Genomic DNA, 14,849 nt, shown 5'->3' with positions numbered 1-14,849 from the left:
TTTCCTTGGTGAGCGTTCCTCAGCTCGCCTAGGAAAAGGCCCAACTTCGAGACCGCTCTGTGGCTCGAAGTGGTGCCCACGGCGTTCCAGCCCTGTCTGGCCGCCCGGTAAGGCGATGTGCTGTGTCTAGAACTATGGGAAAATCAAAACATTTGTATCGGAAACGCTCGGAAGACTGGTCAGGGCGGGGCGGACGCCGTACACTAGGGGTACTGAAACCTTACAGGGGGAATTGTCGTGAATAAGTTGCACCAGTCCCAATCCGGGTTATCCTGGTTTTACCAACGCTTCTTAAATAATCACATTACGATTTTGCTATTAAACGTGTTCTTATTTCTACTAGTGGTCAACGAGGTGGTCCAAAATGCCGGTCTGCTGGACCCAGTGTGGAAGTTCATCGGAATCGCCGCACCCGCCATCATCGTCGCTGGTATCCTTTACTACGTCTTGGATCCACTGGTCCACTTGCTCGAACGGCGCTTGCACCTGAAAGAGGGGTTCGCCATTGCCATCGCGATGGTGCTAACGGTCGCCATTTTAGTTCTGGTCTTCTTGAACCTGATCCCGTTTCTGACCAAGCAGACGGCGGGGGTAATCGGGTCGCTACCTCAGTTCTCCAACGACGTGATTCAAAAGCTGAACCACGCGAACCAGCAACACCATTGGGTAACCAATGATAACTTGGCCGAGATCAACCGGCGGGTCAGCACCTACTTCTCTAAGCGGGGCTGGAACCTGTTGACCGGGACCCTGAGTTCGATTGGCAACGTGGTCACGACCGTCAGTGACTGGGTTATCACGTTGATCACCGCGCCGCTGGTCCTGTTCTTCATGTTAAAGGATGGCAGCCGGTTTCCGCACTACTTGAGCAAGGTGGTGCCCACGGCCTACCGGGGCCGCTTCGTGACCATGCTGGACCAGATGAACGTTAAGGTCAGTTCCTATATCCGGGGACAACTGACCGTGGCCCTGTGCGTCTTGATCATCTTCACCACCGGGTATTCGATCATCGGCTTGAAGTACGCACTGCTCTTAGGGGTGATTGCCGGGCCGTTGAACTTGATCCCGTATTTCGGGTCCGCCATCGCATTGATTCCTGCCTTGATTATCGGCGCAATCACCAGTCCCTCGATGCTGCTGGGAGTGGTGATCGTGTACCTGATTGAGTGGGTCTTAGAGACGCAGGTCCTGTCGCCGTTGATTATGGGAAACAGTTTGGAAATGCACCCCATCACGATTGTGTTTGTCCTGTTGGCGGCCGGCAAGATGTTCGGTCTGACCGGGGTGATTCTGGGGGTTCCCGGCTTTGCGGTGTTGAAGGTCTTCGTGACCACCATTTTCCACTGGTACCAAGAATATTCGGCACTCTATCCCGACGTTTTGCCGGATGAGGAAGCCCTTACTCAGGTTCCCCACTTGCCTACGCCGAAAACGAAAGACTCATCAGATTAGTATGAAGAGTCTGGGACATGCCCAGGCTCTTTCCTATGTTTAGTCAAGGGCAGATTGTGGAAATATTCGCCTTACCGGTTGGTCCTGAAGGGGCTGGAACGTGGTGGGCACGACTTGGAGCCCTGAAAGCCCCAGGTCTTCAAGCTCGGCCTTTGGGTAAGCCAGCCCAAAACGCTGACTAACCCAAACGACACCACTGAGCCCCTTCAGGCCCAACTTTACGGCTAAATTGAGCGTACCCAAAACAGTACTTTCTGAAGTTTGAACAACATGCGTGACTGATGATCAGACCAGCCTTATTGGGCTTCGAATCAATGGTACACGTCATCATACGCTTGATGTTGCAAACGGTTGACGATCTGATTCACGCAAACGACCACTGTGACCTTATCCTGTTTAGGATGAGGTTTTTTTAGTTGATCATAGTCGTCAATAATATGCTTGAGTACCGTGGCCTAATGGCGAACACTATGGCCGTCCGGTAAGGCGGGTGACAATCACCACGTTTTTGTTTTAAGGCCGGTTCTAATAAAGCTATAGCAATGTCACTCAAGGAAGCGCTGTAAAACCACAATAGTTTTACAGCGCTAATCTTAAGCTGTTTTGACTGGCATCATCCCGTGGTTTGCCGGGAACCTTAACGGGAGGTTAACCGACGCGTCTTCGTTTTAGGTTGCGATAAGCCAGGTTTGCTATAACCGAAACATGGCTTTTGACGAACCTGTCAAGCACACGAAATGGAGGCGACCACCACATGAATTTTATCAAACGTGCCGGACTGAACGTCTGGGCGAAGAAGGGCCGGTCACTGTTGTTGATTCTGGTATCCGCAGCGATCCTGATGTTTGTCCTAGCGGGACTGCTGATTCGCAGCGCTGCCGTGAAGGCGACCAATCAGGCCAAGGCGGATGTCGGCGCGACCCTGACGCTCTCGGCGAACCGGCAAGCGGCGTTTAAGAAGATGAGTCAGAGTAGCAGTTCCACCACCAAGCACAGTCGGCCCAAGCTGACGTTGACGCCGGTCAAACTCAGCGACGCGACCCAGATTGCCAAGCTGAGTCACGTGGGCATTTATAACGTGACCAGTAGTACCTCGGTCAACGCCAAGTCCTACGATACGGTCTCGACCAGTACGGGGATGGGTAGTGGCGGCGGTCCTGGTGGGATGAAGTCGGCCACCAGTTCGGGCGACACGCAGATCAACGGGGTCAGTGCCACTAGCCTAACCAGTGACTTTAGCGATCAGAAAAGCAAAATTGTGAAGGGTCGCGGCATTACCAGTACCGACCGGAATACCAACCACGTGGTGATTGAAAAGGAACTCGCCAGTCAAAACGACTTGAGCGTGGGCGACACCCTGACGGTCAAGGAGACCAGTGGGAGCAAGGACACGGTCAAGCTGAAGGTGGTCGGGATCTACCGGGCCAGCTCCAGTAGCTCGAGTTCGGCTGGGCCCATGAGCACGGACCCGTCGAACACCATGTACACCTCTTACACCTTAGCCAACACCTTTAAGGGCAGTAAGTACGCCAACACGGCGGATTCGGTGACCTTTAACGTCACGGCACCTAGCCAGGTCAGCAGCGTGAAGAAGTCTGGAAAAGCGCTGATCAATACCAGCAAGTACACACTGAGTACCAACGATGCCAGCTACCAGACGGTCAAATCTTCCATGGCGAGCGTTGAGAGCTTCGCCAACAAGATTGTCTGGTTAGTGGCGATTGCGGGGACCATTATCTTAGCGTTGATCGTAATTTTGATGATTCGCGAACGGCGGTTTGAAATCGGGGTACTCCTCTCCCTAGGGGAAGCTCGGTGGAAGATCGTGGCCCAGTTCTTAACGGAAATGATCATGGTCTTGGTCGTGGCCCTAGTGATTGCGGGAGCCGGTGGCAAGTTGGTCGGGAACCAATTGGGCGCCCAACTGACCAAGCAAACGGCGCAGACCACCCAGGTCACGCAAATGCAGTCCGGGGGGCAAAATGGTGGCCAACCGGGCGGTCAATCCGCTGGTGGCCACGGTGGCCCGAACAGTCGCACTCAAAGTACGCAACAAGCTAAATTGGCGATTACGGTCAGTGCCGTTGACTTAGCGGAATTGGGCGGCTTCGGTCTGGCCATCATGTTCCTGTCGATTATGTTGGCCTCGGGCGGAATCTTACGCCTGCAGCCGAAGAAAGTCTTGATTGAGTAAGGAGGCGTCGCGATGTTAAAAACCAAAGATTTAGGATACTGGTACCAGACGGCCAATGAGCCGCTCTTTAAAAACGTGAACCTGGAATTTGAGACCGGCCAATCTTACGCTATCTTGGGGCACAGTGGGACGGGAAAGACCACGTTTTTGTCCCTGATAGCGGGCTTGGACCAGCCCAAAGCGGGGGAAATCACCTTGGATGACCGTTCCCTCAAACAGATTGGGCTGACCGCTTATCGTCGGCACCATGTGGCCATCGTCTTCCAGGCCTATAACCTGTTCACCTACATGTCGCCGCTGAATAACCTGATGACGGCCATGGCCATCACCAACGCCAGTCACGCGGGCGATACCGACTACGCCCGGCAGATTCTCCGGGACCTGGGGATTGGCGATGATCAGATGACGCGCAACGTCCAGCGCCTCTCCGGGGGGCAACAACAGCGGGTGGCCATTGCGCGGACCATGGCTTGTGACGCCCAGCTGGTGGTGGCCGACGAACCCACGGGGAACCTGGATGAGGACAATACCCGAGCAGTGATTGCGCAGTTCCAAAAGATCGCGCATGACCAGAACAAGTGCGTGATTATCGTGACCCACGAACCTGACGTGGCCGCCCAGTGTGACCACCAGTTCCGGCTCGAGAATAAACAGTTTAAGGCGTTAGATCCGGCTTAAACGCGATTTAGACACAAAAGCGTCTGGGACAATATGCCCAGACGCTTTTGTTTTTGACGATAATGATCCGGTGCTGAAACGTGCGACCCAAGGCAGCCAGCTCTGGCTAACCCACTCTCTTCTAAGACTGAGGCTGGTGTTGCTTGGCGGTCAGGTGGGTCACGTCGATGCGAATGGCGCCTAAATGGTCCAGGCTTTTCCCACTGAGGTCCAGGTGAGCCTGGTCGCCGGCTTCGTGTTGGATTAGGCGCTGCAGGGTCAGTTCTTTGGCTGAGCGGTCGGTCAAGAGTGTGGCCACTCCAGTCCCTAAGACACTCTTGAACCAGTAGGTGCAGTTGTTAGCCGAGTGCTCGAAAGCCTGGTCCGCGACGATGCTAAAGGCAACGTGGGGGTCGTGGGCAATCAGGTCGCGCTTCTGGCCCACGGGCGCGCCGTGAACGTAGAGGTGTAAGGTCTGATCCGAATCGAAGATGTAGCCGTAATTCACGGGGACAACGTACGGGTAAGTTCCGTCGTTGAGCGCTAAGTTCAGGACGTGCCCGTCTTGGATGAAGTGGCGAATCTGAGTAAAATCGGTGACTGCTGATTGTGGCTGATGCATAGTACCGCCTCCCTATCCTTTTAGTATAGCCGCTTATTCTGTAAGCGGTTTAGCTAAATGGTTAAAAATCATTGACGATGGGGAAACACTGGTTCTATAATAATTAACAATGTCATTAATGACATGGTTATCAAAGAAGAAGGTCTTAGGAATGACGGTATTTAGTGCATTTTCAGACGAAGAGATTTTGACGTTTCTCAAGCAACAGGTCACGGACGGCACGGTAACGACCGACCCGCAAACCTTGCGGCAACAGTCGTTCAACGGCAACGCGACCGGGGGCGAGGGTGGCTTAGCCCGGGCGTTCGTTGAAGTCGACAGTGTAGCTGATATTCAGGGGGTCTTGAAGACGGCCCGCAAGTTCCATTTAGCGGTGGTCCCGCAAACTACGGCAACCAGTACCGTGGTGGGCTCCGATGGCATCACGGGTGCCATCATCCTGTCCACCCGGAAGATGAATCGCATCTTAGAGATCAGTAAGGACGATTCGTTGGCTGTGGTCCAACCGGGCGTGGTCAACGGTGACTTGGACCAGGCTGCGCGGAAGCAGGGCCTGTTCTACGCACCGGATCCGGGGTCGAAGCCGTTCTCATCCATTGGCGGTAACGTCTCCACGAACGCCGGTGGGATGAGCACGGTCCGTTACGGGGCCACCAAGGATAACGTCTTGGGCCTGAAGGCGGTCTTGGCCGATGGTCGGACCGTTTCCCTAGGCGGTCGGACCCTGAAGCAAGCCTTCGGGTATGACCTGACGCAGCTCTTCGTAGGGTCGGAAGGCACGCTGGGCATCATCTACGAAGTCACGGTCAAGCTCTTACCGATTCCGCTGGGGCAGTCCATCATGGGGATGGCCTTCTTCGAGAATATGGGTAAGTTAGCGAAAGGCGTGGCCGCGATTCGGATGTCCGGGGTGAACCCGACCATGCTGGAAGCCCTCGATGGGAACACGGTGGTCGCGCTAGACCGGTACGAAAAGACCCACTACGCGGAAAATAGTGGCGCCATGCTGATTTTCCGGCTCGATGGTAGCAGTGACCAGAACGTGCAAGTCTTACAAGACTTATTGACTAAGTATGATGGGCAACACGTTCAGGTCACGGCGGATGCCCAACAACAAGCTGACTTAGAGCAGCTCCGGCGTGACATGCTACCAGCCGTCTTCGCGGGGCGGAACCATTTAATGGAAGACATGGCCTTACCGTTGTCCCAGTTGGCCCCGATGATGGACTACTTACAAGACCTAAGTCAGCGTCTGGGCGTCATGATCTATACGGCGGGCCATGCCGGTGACGGGAACGTCCACCCCACGTTCGTCTGGGATAAGGCGGAAGACCAGGTGCCCGCGGCGGTCCTGGAAGCCTTGCGGCAAGCGTTCCGTAAGACGCTGGAACTGGGCGGCACCATCTCCGGGGAGCATGCCGTGGGGATGATGAAGAATCAGTGGAACAATCCCGAGTTGGGCGACAATGTCGATTATCTGCAACACCAGATCAAGACCTTATTCGATCCCATGAACATCTTGAACCCTAAACGCAAAATCGACTAGATGCCACGGAAAAATTGCGGAAACCAGCCGGTCCCGCCAGCCGATTGGTAGGGCCGTGACGCCAGTGGGCACGACTTTGAGCTTCGCCAAGGGCGCGAATCTCAAAGCTCGGCCTTAGCCTAAGGCCAGAAGACCGCTGGCCTAACGCTAATGTCACCGGCTGGGCCCTATCGGCTGACGGGACCTCACGTGGTGGCGCGACAATGATTAATGTAGTAGACCATTCTAGCGCTAACGTGAGCCGTGAGGGTGGTCAGCTAGGGCTCAGCAGTGAAATTTGACTTGGGTGACGTTTCTCAGTCGCCCTAGTCAAAGGTCCAGCTTCGAGACCGTTCTTTGGCTCGAAATGGTGCCCACTGCGTTCCAGCCCTAGCTGACCGCCCGGTAAGGCGGAGGACTATCACCTCAGCAAGTTCACATTAATTTAAGCGGGGGACTCCTGGTGGGGGTGCCCCGTCTTTGTGAATTTTAGACGGCGGCGTGACAGGGAATGGTCTGATGGCTTGTAAGGGGAATGCAGGGGGTTATCGGCGGCTTTACCAGAATTGGTAAGGGTTGCCCCTAGCGTTTTGACAGAACCAACCAGGGAGAAATTTGCTAAATTGGCGGACAAATGCGTAAATGTTCGTTACAATTGGAAGCGAATGCAAACCGGAATTACCGCGAAGACAACCGGTTGTTGACCAGGGCACGAAAGGAAGAGCAGGATGACCGATACGCAATGGTGGCGCCAAGCCGTAGGGTACCAGATTTACCCCCAAAGTTTCTTTGATAGCAACCAAGATGGCATCGGGGACCTCCCCGGCATCCAGGCTAAAGTCGCGTATCTCCAGTCGCTAGGCGTCGATTTTGTCTGGATCTCTTCCTTCTACGCCTCGGGACACGTGGATAGTGGGTACGATGTGACCAATTACCGGGACGTGGACCCGCAATTCGGCACGTTGGCGGACTTTGACGCCCTGATTCAGGCCCTACACGCCGCGGGGTTGAAGGTGGTCTTGGACTTAGCACTGAACCATACGTCAGACCAACACCCTTGGTTCCAGGCGGCTCGGCGCGCAAAAGACGACCCGCACCACGACTACTACATCTGGCAGCCTAGCGATGGGCAGACGCCACCGAACAACTGGGAGTCGGTCTTTGGCGACTCCGCGTGGACCGCTAATCCGGCGACGGGTGAAGCCTACCTCCATTCGTTTGCGGTCGCTCAACCCGACTTGAATTGGGAGAACCCGGCGGTCCAGCGGGAAATGCAGGCCATCATTCAGTGGTGGGCCGATCGGGGCGTCGACGGGTTCCGCTTAGACGGCGTGACCCACCTGAAGAAGAACGCGGACTTCGCCGACGTGGCGGACCCGCGGACGGACTACGCCCGGGACTTTGCCGGGACAGCACCGTACCTGGCAGCGCTAAAGCCCGTTTTGACGCGGAATCACTTATTGGTGATTGGTGAAGCCGGGGGCGTGGACATGGCAACGGCTAAGCAGTGGTTGGATCCAGAACAGGGAATCTTTGACCTCTTATTGGAGTTCGACCACGTGCACTTCTGGGAGGCCAACGAGTCGAAGTTGCCTATGACCGCGTTGCGGGAGAACCTCAGCAATTGGCAATTGGCCTTAGAGAACCACGCGTGGAATGCGCTCTTCATCGAGAACCACGACCTGCCGCGGGCCGTATCCTATTACGGTGACGGGACCGCGTATCCTCGTCGCTCTGCGCAAGCACTGGGTATGTGGTATATGTTGATGAAGGGGACCCCTTTCATCTATCAAGGACAGGAACTGGGCTTGCCGAACGCCCACTTCCACCATATTCAGGATTATCGCGACCTGGACAGTCTGAACTATTACCGGCGTCAGCTGGCAGCTGGGATTCCGGAGACGGCGGTGCTGGGACAACTCGCCACCAAGAGTCGGGATAACGCCCGGACGCCGATGCCGTGGACGCCGGATCAGTATGGGGGCTTCTCGACCCACCAACCCTGGATTGGGTTGACTCCGGGCCTGGCAACCCGTAACGTTCAAGTGGAACGGTCAGACCCGCATTCTGTGCTGACCTTTTATCAACAGTTGATTCAGTTGAAAAAATCAGTGCCAGCATTGCAGTTGGGACGATACGAATTAATTGATACTCACGATAACCAACTTTATGTATATCGGCGAAGTTATAATGGTGACAATTGGCAAGTTGTGGTCAATATGAGTAGTCACCCGGCCACCACTCAGGAGTTCGACCTGACCGCGAGCGAATTGATCTTGACCAATCTACGGGTCGATGCTGATTCGGATGATCAGGAGATTCAACCCTGGGAAGCCCGGCTCTACCACTTGCGAAAGTTGGAACAATAGGGTTATCACGTGATTACCCCAGAAGTTAAAAATTGGTTCATAGGGTAGAATCGTTAAAGTCATTGCTTTTTCTTAAAATTCATTGTTGACCTTGCATTTCAGCTGAATATTTTTTATTATCAATTGTATAGATAATTCTATGGGGTAGTGAATTATTCTAAAGATAATTGGTCGAAACTATGTGCAGTTCGACTAGTTTACGGAGATTGGATCTGATACGATGGTAGAGAGTAAAGCAGTGCATGCAGAAAGCTTCTTCGAATCCTACATGCAACTTAAACGATAATTGGAAAAGTCAGCGACGCGTTTTCAGCGGAAGACGGGGATTTCGGTGGACCAATACGCAATCCTGCATCAAATCCTAGAACAACCCGGGAAACTAACGTCGGCGGCAGTTGCCGACAGCCGGGGGATCTCTCGAGCCGCAGTCTCACGAGGAATCTCGCAACTGATTCGGCGGGGCTACGTTCAACAGAGTTATGAGACCACGGATCGGCGAGTCCGCCCCCTATCGTTGACCGCGAGCGGTGAACAGTTGGAGATTGAGTGCGCCAAGTTAGTGCAAGCTTCCACGAAGCTGATGAATCAGGTTGATTTAGCGGATAGTGGGAGTTCACTGACGATGGGCCAACTGACCCAAATGTTAGCGGCTTTGACCACCCGAGAAGGCGCCAATGCCAGCGAGAACTAACCTTAAACGATGTGAGTAAAACGATTTACAGAAAACTTATTTTAAAATAAGCTACCTATTGTAAACGGGGCCGGAATTTTTCCGGCTCCGTTTTGATTTAACCGCAATCGGGAAAAAATTAAAGCACCGGTGGTCTCTGTTTCACAGCGCCACCTCCTGGATGGAATCGTTTTCGATGACCCTTTTGGCCATGAAACAAATTATGGATTAGTGATTGGCAGGGGACATTTTTATGCTATACTCGTAAACGTTGCTTAAACGACACTACTAGATGTGGTAGTGATTTAGCGAAGCTTTCCGGAAAGCATACTAAATGTGGCAAACTAATAGGTGAGGGAGCATTTTTGGTATGCAAAATTATTTTAAATTTTTAGGTCACCAACTTAAGGGTTGGCCACAACAGAACTATTACTTATTCTTCTTTAGTCTCGGGTGTCAGGTCATGACTTTGGTGGGTCAGACCATTACACCACTGACGATTCTGACCTTCATCGGGACTACGCTGGGTGTGCTGTGTGTCCTGGCTATCAACGCGGCGAAGTCCGTAAACGGGGTCTTAGGGGTTCTGTCTGCCCTCTGCTTCATCATCACGGGTTACGCTGCCAAGAATTACCTGACGATCTTCGAACAGATCGCCTACGTGATTACGCTGGACATTCCAGTCTTGATCAGTTCTAACTGGAACGTGAACATGGCGTCCAAAATTCGGAAGTTTACGGGCCGGAGCTGGGCCGTGGCCTTGCTCTCAACGGTCGTGATTTACTTGCTTTCCGGTTGGGCGATTGGGGCCTTTACCGATGACCCACGGCCCTGGGTCGATGCCGTCAGTTTTGCGATTAGCTTTACGGCGGGCATCATCTGCTTCCTGCGGTTCAACAACCAGTACATCTGGTGGTTGGCTTCCGGGTTGGCACAGATGGTTCTGTGGTTCATCTCCTTCCGGCAGGGTTCCGCGACGCTGGCGATGTTCATCAACAGTTCCGTCTACCTGATCAACGACGTGTTGGCCTTCACGGTCTCCCCGTGGTACAACGAGAAGGAACGGCAACGGGTCGCTGCGGCCGAATCGGCCTACGCTGAACAGATGACCACACAATCGACTGCTCAGTTGGCTCACGAAAATAACTAAAAGTGCTTCGAAGCGGCGGTTACCGGATGGGTGACGCCGCTTTTTTTGCGCATCCCGCCAGAGAAGATAGGGAAAGTGGTACACTAAGATTATCGCCTGGTAGAGGAGGAAACGGACATGATTGTGGAACATGATCTTGGCGGCGATGCGCATGCGTTAACTTGGGTCACAGCGATGGTCGAAGACGATGCGGATCGGCAAAAACTACAGACAGTTTATGGATTAACCGATGAAATCTTGACTTACGTGACCGACGTGAACGAACGCTCCCACTATGACCGTGACGAGTACCTCAACACCCAGTTGTTTGTCCTCCACGTCCCGGTCGTGGTCGATGAGGTCGCACAACGCTACATTACGCGGCCCGTGACGTTCCTCTTGAAGGGTAACCGGGTCATGTCGTTCACCACTAAGCGTACGCAGTGGGTCAACCAGCTCCTGATGGACCGCTTGAAGTTAGACCAGATTACCGATACCAACGAGTTGGTCATGATCAGTTTCTTCATTTTATTTGACCAGTTCATTGCGCCGATTCGCAAGATTAACGCCGAACAGAACCGTCTGGATAAGCAGTTGAACCAGTCGCCCGATAACAAGGATTTGATTGCGTTGTCGAACCTCCAGCAGAGCCTGGCGTACTTCGTCAGTGCGACTCGCAATAACGCGATGATGGTGGTCAACCTGAACAGTACGCCGTTTGGTAAACAGTTGTCCGACAAGAACCGGGAACACTTAGCTGATGCTGTGATTGAAGCCCGGCAGACGTCCGAAATGACGGCAATTGAAGCGGACGTGGTGGACCGTATCTCAAGCACCTTTAATAACGTGTTGAACAATAACCTGAACGATACGATGAAATTCTTGACCATCTGGTCGTTGGTCTTCACGGTCGGCATCATGCTAGGCATCATGGCCTTAGTCGCGTACGTCCTCCGGCACCAACATTTCTGGTAAATTCCCTAAAGAGTGCGACCAAAGGCGGTTAGTCAGCGAGCATTAACGTCGTAAGCCGGCTAATCCCGGGGGTGGATTAGCTGGCTTACGGGGTTAAGCGGAGTTGACTGCCTTTGGTCGCACGTTTCAGCACTGTGTCGTTACCGTTAAGAACAGAAGAATTCTGGGGGCATCGTTCAGTCGCCTTACCGGGCGGCTAGCTAGGGCTGGAACGCAGTGGGCACCACTTCGAGCCAAAGAGCGGTCTCGAAGCTGGGCCTTTGACTAGGCCGACTGAGAAACGTCGCCCAAGTCAAATGTCACTGCTGAGCCCTAGCTAGCCCCCCTCACGGCTTACCGTAGTGGTACCTGGTGGTCATGACGCTTCACATAAACTTTCGTTAGCCGACAGAAGCCCATGACGCTAGATTAGCAAGATTGTCTCCTAGGTGATGCTAGACAATGTGTGGTTACGTTCTATTGATACAACAGTCCCTAAGTACTAGTGGGTAAACTACAACCTCCGCCTATCTCAAGAGTGATAAAAATTCAGTTCTGGTAGTTGCATGTGTCTTACCAGAACGCAGTTACTGAAAATTCAAGTGTGATGGTAAGCCGTGAGGGCGGTCAGACAGGGCTCAGCCGTGAGATTTTCCTTGGCGAGCGGGTTTCAGCTCGCCTAGGAAAAGGCCAAGCTTGAAGACCTGGGCTTGGGGCTTCAAGTTGTGCCCACGGCGTTCCAGCCCTGTCTGGCCGCCCGGTAAGGCGATGACTCCCACCCACTCTTGAATTTCAGCCCAATTGCGTTATAATTGTTAGCTGACTAACAAAAAGGAGTGTGGATGAGATGACACCACGATTAGGTGGACTTTTGCGGGATGCAACCAATCAGATGAACTTAGAATTGAACGCCTTTGCGCGGCCGTATGGGATGACTGGCATGCAGATGTCGGTGATTGACTACCTGCAACGGCAGGGGACGGCGGTGAGCTTTCAAGTCGACATTGAACGTGAGTTTCACATTCGCCGGTCGACGGCGTCACTGTTGATTAGCCGGATGGTCGAACGGGGGCTTTTGACCCGGGAGGTCGCGGCCAGTGACAGCCGGAAGCGCCAGTTGCAGTTGACCGCAAAGGGACGAGAACTAGTCCCCATCATTACACAACACCTGACCGCGCAAGACGCCAAGATGGTTGCGGGACTGTCGCCGGAAGCGGCGGCCGGTTTTCGGCAAGCTCTGCGGCAAATTGCGCGGTGGTAGTCAGAAAGGAAGTTTGACATGGCAACTGAAAAAATTAGTCCCCGGGTGGTCGGGGCCGTCTTGGCGACCGGCCTGATGTCCCTTAGTGGGGTGGTTGTGGAAACGGCGATGAACATTACGTTTCCCACGTTGATGCGGCAGTTTGGCATCACCACCGGCACGGTCCAGTGGATGACCACGTTGTACCTTTTGATTGTGGCTTGCATTGTGCCGATTTCTTCATATCTAAAACGTCGGTTTCGGATGCGGTCGCTCTTTATCACGGCCAACCTCCTGTTCATCGCGGGAATCTTGATCGACGCCTGCGCGACCAGCTTTCCCTGGTTGTTGATGGGTCGAGCGATTCAAGGGTTCGGTACGGGGATTGCCCTTCCCTTGATGTTCAACATCATCTTGGAACAGGTGCCCCTGAGTCGCATCGGGATGATGACCGGAATCGGGACCTTAGTAACGGCAATCGGCCCCGCGATTGGGCCCACGTACGGGGGAATCCTAGTCACGAACCTGAACTGGCGGTATATCTTCTGGATTCTGGTCCCGTTTCTAGTGGTGTCGTTCTTCGTCGGCATCAAGACCATCCAGCAGGTAACGCCCACGGAACCAGTGCACTTCGACATCTTGAGCATGGTGGGCATCGTGGTGATGTTCGGCGGCTTCATCTACGGCTTTAGCGCCGTCAGTACCCACGCGTGGGTGAGCTGGCCAGTCGCCGGAGCATTAGGCTTGGGCGTCGTGGGACTGGTGGGCTTTAGCTACCGTTCCCTTAAGCTTTCGACACCACTGATTCACCTCCAGGCCTTGAAAAATCGGGCCTTTAGCGGGACCTTGGCGGCGTTCTTCTTGATTCAGATCGCCAGCCTGGGCCTGTCGTTTATTCTCCCGAACTTCCTTCAATTGGTGACCCACCAGACCGCATTCATGGCGGGGCTGATCGTCCTACCAGGAGCGGCCATCGGGGCCATGTTTGCGCCGTTGGGTGGTCAGATTTTAGACCGCTGGGGAGCTAAACGTCCGATTTTGCTGGGACTAGGCTTAGCGGTACTTGCCCTGATTGGGATGGCCGCAACGGCGGCCCACCGGCTATCCGCCGGGGGCGTTTTGGGCCTGTACGTGCTTTACATGATTGGGATTGGACTGGGCTTTGGTAACATGATGACCAGTGGTCTTAAGAACCTTTCCGCTGACCTTAAGGCCGACGGTAACGCGCTGATGAACGCTCTGCAACAGTTTGCGGGCGCCATGGGAACTGCGCTGGTCTCGGCAATCATCGCAGCCAGTCAGGCGGTTCCGGGGTCCACGACGGCCATCAAGACGGCCACGGGGTCGCAAACGGCGTTGATCGTTCTAGTCGTGACCAGCGGCGTTGCCTGGGCACTGATGGTCTGGGCATTGCGGCAATCCACTGATACTGATTAAGGCGCGGTGTTCTGGAAAAGGTTACGCGTGCGAGCCGTCCGCTCAGAGGCTGACCAACTCTGAACCAGTCCCGAGTTAGTAGGGCCGGTAGCTTTACTGTTGGTTGCTAATCTTGCGGCATTCTTTGACCAGGGTGCTACACTCACCACAAGCATAGGTGAGGTGAGCAGCATGCAATTTGATTGGCGTTACGCGTTTCATTCGTTTTGGTTCTTAATGACGTATTTGATTCTATCCAGTATGGCTGTGTTCTTAAATGCGGCCCACCCCCTCCGAATGGCTATCGGGACCGTGGTGGCCCTCCTGATTGTGGACCTCCTGTTCACGCACAACTACCCGTACTTTAATCGGGTTGATCGGCAGGGCCCCCAAGTGTTGGTCAGCATCGCGATGTTTGCCTTGATCGTGATTCTGTCTAAGGCGCTCGATCCGTCCTGGGCCAGTATTATCTGGGATTTTTTAGACTTTTGCCTGGCCGCTTTGGGCGGGACCATCGATGGATACCTGGTGCGACCGACGGAGTTAAAGCCGAACCAGACGCTGCGGAGTTTACGTAAACGGAAAGCGTTACTGAAGAAGATCACGCATGATAAATAGGAG

Annotated in this window: 12 protein-coding genes; 11 read left to right on the top strand and 1 reads right to left on the bottom strand. The window is 53.9% G+C overall.

The window, feature by feature from the left end:
* Positions 1 to 237: 237 nt before the first annotated feature.
* The 3 genes from RIN67_RS11590 to RIN67_RS11580 all read left to right on the top strand — a co-directional run bounded on the left by RIN67_RS11590 (position 238) and on the right by RIN67_RS11580 (position 4,324).
* A complete protein-coding gene (locus RIN67_RS11590) occupies positions 238 to 1,452 on the top strand; it encodes an AI-2E family transporter (RefSeq protein ID WP_265000319.1) in 1,215 nt (404 codons plus the stop codon).
* A 754-nt stretch (positions 1,453 to 2,206) separates the two neighbouring features.
* Positions 2,207 to 3,646: an ABC transporter permease gene (locus RIN67_RS11585; RefSeq protein ID WP_265000318.1), complete on the top strand. Its 1,440-nt coding sequence runs from the start codon at positions 2,207 to 2,209 to the stop codon at positions 3,644 to 3,646.
* A gap of 12 nt (positions 3,647 to 3,658) precedes the next feature.
* Positions 3,659 to 4,324, top strand: a complete 666-nt coding sequence (locus tag RIN67_RS11580; RefSeq protein WP_024747447.1) for an ABC transporter ATP-binding protein — start codon at positions 3,659 to 3,661, stop codon at positions 4,322 to 4,324.
* Between the two features lie 121 nt (positions 4,325 to 4,445).
* Here RIN67_RS11580 and RIN67_RS11575 read toward each other — a convergent pair whose 3' ends face one another.
* The gene (locus RIN67_RS11575; protein WP_265000317.1) at positions 4,446 to 4,925 is read right to left on the bottom strand and encodes a pyridoxamine 5'-phosphate oxidase family protein; all 480 of its coding nucleotides are present in this window, start codon (positions 4,923 to 4,925) and stop codon (positions 4,446 to 4,448) included.
* 151 nt (positions 4,926 to 5,076) lie between these two features.
* Here RIN67_RS11575 and RIN67_RS11570 point away from each other — a divergent pair, with 151 nt between their 5' ends.
* The 8 genes from RIN67_RS11570 (at position 5,077) to RIN67_RS11535 (ending at position 14,846) form a co-directional block, all read left to right on the top strand.
* On the top strand, positions 5,077 to 6,471 hold the full coding sequence (locus RIN67_RS11570; RefSeq protein ID WP_265000316.1) for an FAD-binding oxidoreductase: 1,395 nt from the start codon (positions 5,077 to 5,079) through the stop codon (positions 6,469 to 6,471).
* 707 nt (positions 6,472 to 7,178) lie between these two features.
* Complete coding sequence (locus RIN67_RS11565; RefSeq protein WP_265000315.1) at positions 7,179 to 8,819, top strand: glycoside hydrolase family 13 protein; 1,641 nt, start codon at positions 7,179 to 7,181, stop codon at positions 8,817 to 8,819.
* Positions 8,820 to 9,150: 331 nt separating this feature from the next.
* Positions 9,151 to 9,510: a MarR family winged helix-turn-helix transcriptional regulator gene (locus RIN67_RS11560; RefSeq protein WP_313872925.1), complete on the top strand. Its 360-nt coding sequence runs from the start codon at positions 9,151 to 9,153 to the stop codon at positions 9,508 to 9,510.
* Between the two features lie 349 nt (positions 9,511 to 9,859).
* Positions 9,860 to 10,639 carry a nicotinamide riboside transporter PnuC gene (gene pnuC / locus RIN67_RS11555; protein WP_265000313.1) on the top strand — a complete coding sequence of 260 codons (780 nt, stop codon included), beginning with the start codon at positions 9,860 to 9,862 and terminating at the stop codon, positions 10,637 to 10,639.
* Between the two features lie 117 nt (positions 10,640 to 10,756).
* A complete protein-coding gene (locus RIN67_RS11550) occupies positions 10,757 to 11,593 on the top strand; it encodes a magnesium transporter CorA family protein (RefSeq protein WP_265000312.1) in 837 nt (278 codons plus the stop codon).
* Positions 11,594 to 12,419: 826 nt separating this feature from the next.
* Positions 12,420 to 12,833, top strand: coding sequence for a MarR family winged helix-turn-helix transcriptional regulator (locus RIN67_RS11545; protein WP_265000275.1), 414 nt, complete (start codon positions 12,420 to 12,422; stop codon positions 12,831 to 12,833).
* An 18-nt stretch (positions 12,834 to 12,851) separates the two neighbouring features.
* Entirely contained in the window at positions 12,852 to 14,249 is a 1,398-nt protein-coding gene (locus tag RIN67_RS11540; RefSeq protein WP_265000274.1) for an MFS transporter, read from the top strand.
* Positions 14,250 to 14,420: 171 nt separating this feature from the next.
* Positions 14,421 to 14,846 (top strand): hypothetical protein, encoded by a 426-nt coding sequence (locus tag RIN67_RS11535; RefSeq protein ID WP_313825854.1) that lies wholly within the window; start codon positions 14,421 to 14,423, stop codon positions 14,844 to 14,846.
* Positions 14,847 to 14,849 lie beyond the last annotated feature (3 nt).

It is taken from the genome of Levilactobacillus namurensis (assembly GCF_032197885.1).
Classification (GTDB): Bacteria; Bacillota; Bacilli; order Lactobacillales; family Lactobacillaceae; genus Levilactobacillus; species Levilactobacillus namurensis_A.
The sequence above is the reverse complement of the archived record's forward strand: the minus strand, read 5'-3'. Positions and strand labels throughout refer to the sequence as shown.

What these genes read in the sequence shown, in the direction of transcription:
- RIN67_RS11585 (WP_265000318.1), top strand. Translation starts at nt 2,207, where the DNA reads ATGAATTTTATCAAACGTGCCGGACTGAACGTCTGGGCGAAGAAGGGC.
- RIN67_RS11580 (WP_024747447.1), top strand. Translation starts at nt 3,659, where the DNA reads ATGTTAAAAACCAAAGATTTAGGATACTGGTACCAGACGGCCAATGAG.
- RIN67_RS11575 (WP_265000317.1), bottom strand. Translation starts at nt 4,925, where the DNA reads ATGCATCAGCCACAATCAGCAGTCACCGATTTTACTCAGATTCGCCAC.
- RIN67_RS11570 (WP_265000316.1), top strand. Translation starts at nt 5,077, where the DNA reads ATGACGGTATTTAGTGCATTTTCAGACGAAGAGATTTTGACGTTTCTC.
- RIN67_RS11565 (WP_265000315.1), top strand. Translation starts at nt 7,179, where the DNA reads ATGACCGATACGCAATGGTGGCGCCAAGCCGTAGGGTACCAGATTTAC.
- pnuC (WP_265000313.1), top strand. Translation starts at nt 9,860, where the DNA reads ATGCAAAATTATTTTAAATTTTTAGGTCACCAACTTAAGGGTTGGCCA.
- RIN67_RS11550 (WP_265000312.1), top strand. Translation starts at nt 10,757, where the DNA reads ATGATTGTGGAACATGATCTTGGCGGCGATGCGCATGCGTTAACTTGG.
- RIN67_RS11545 (WP_265000275.1), top strand. Translation starts at nt 12,420, where the DNA reads ATGACACCACGATTAGGTGGACTTTTGCGGGATGCAACCAATCAGATG.
- RIN67_RS11540 (WP_265000274.1), top strand. Translation starts at nt 12,852, where the DNA reads ATGGCAACTGAAAAAATTAGTCCCCGGGTGGTCGGGGCCGTCTTGGCG.
- RIN67_RS11535 (WP_313825854.1), top strand. Translation starts at nt 14,421, where the DNA reads ATGCAATTTGATTGGCGTTACGCGTTTCATTCGTTTTGGTTCTTAATG.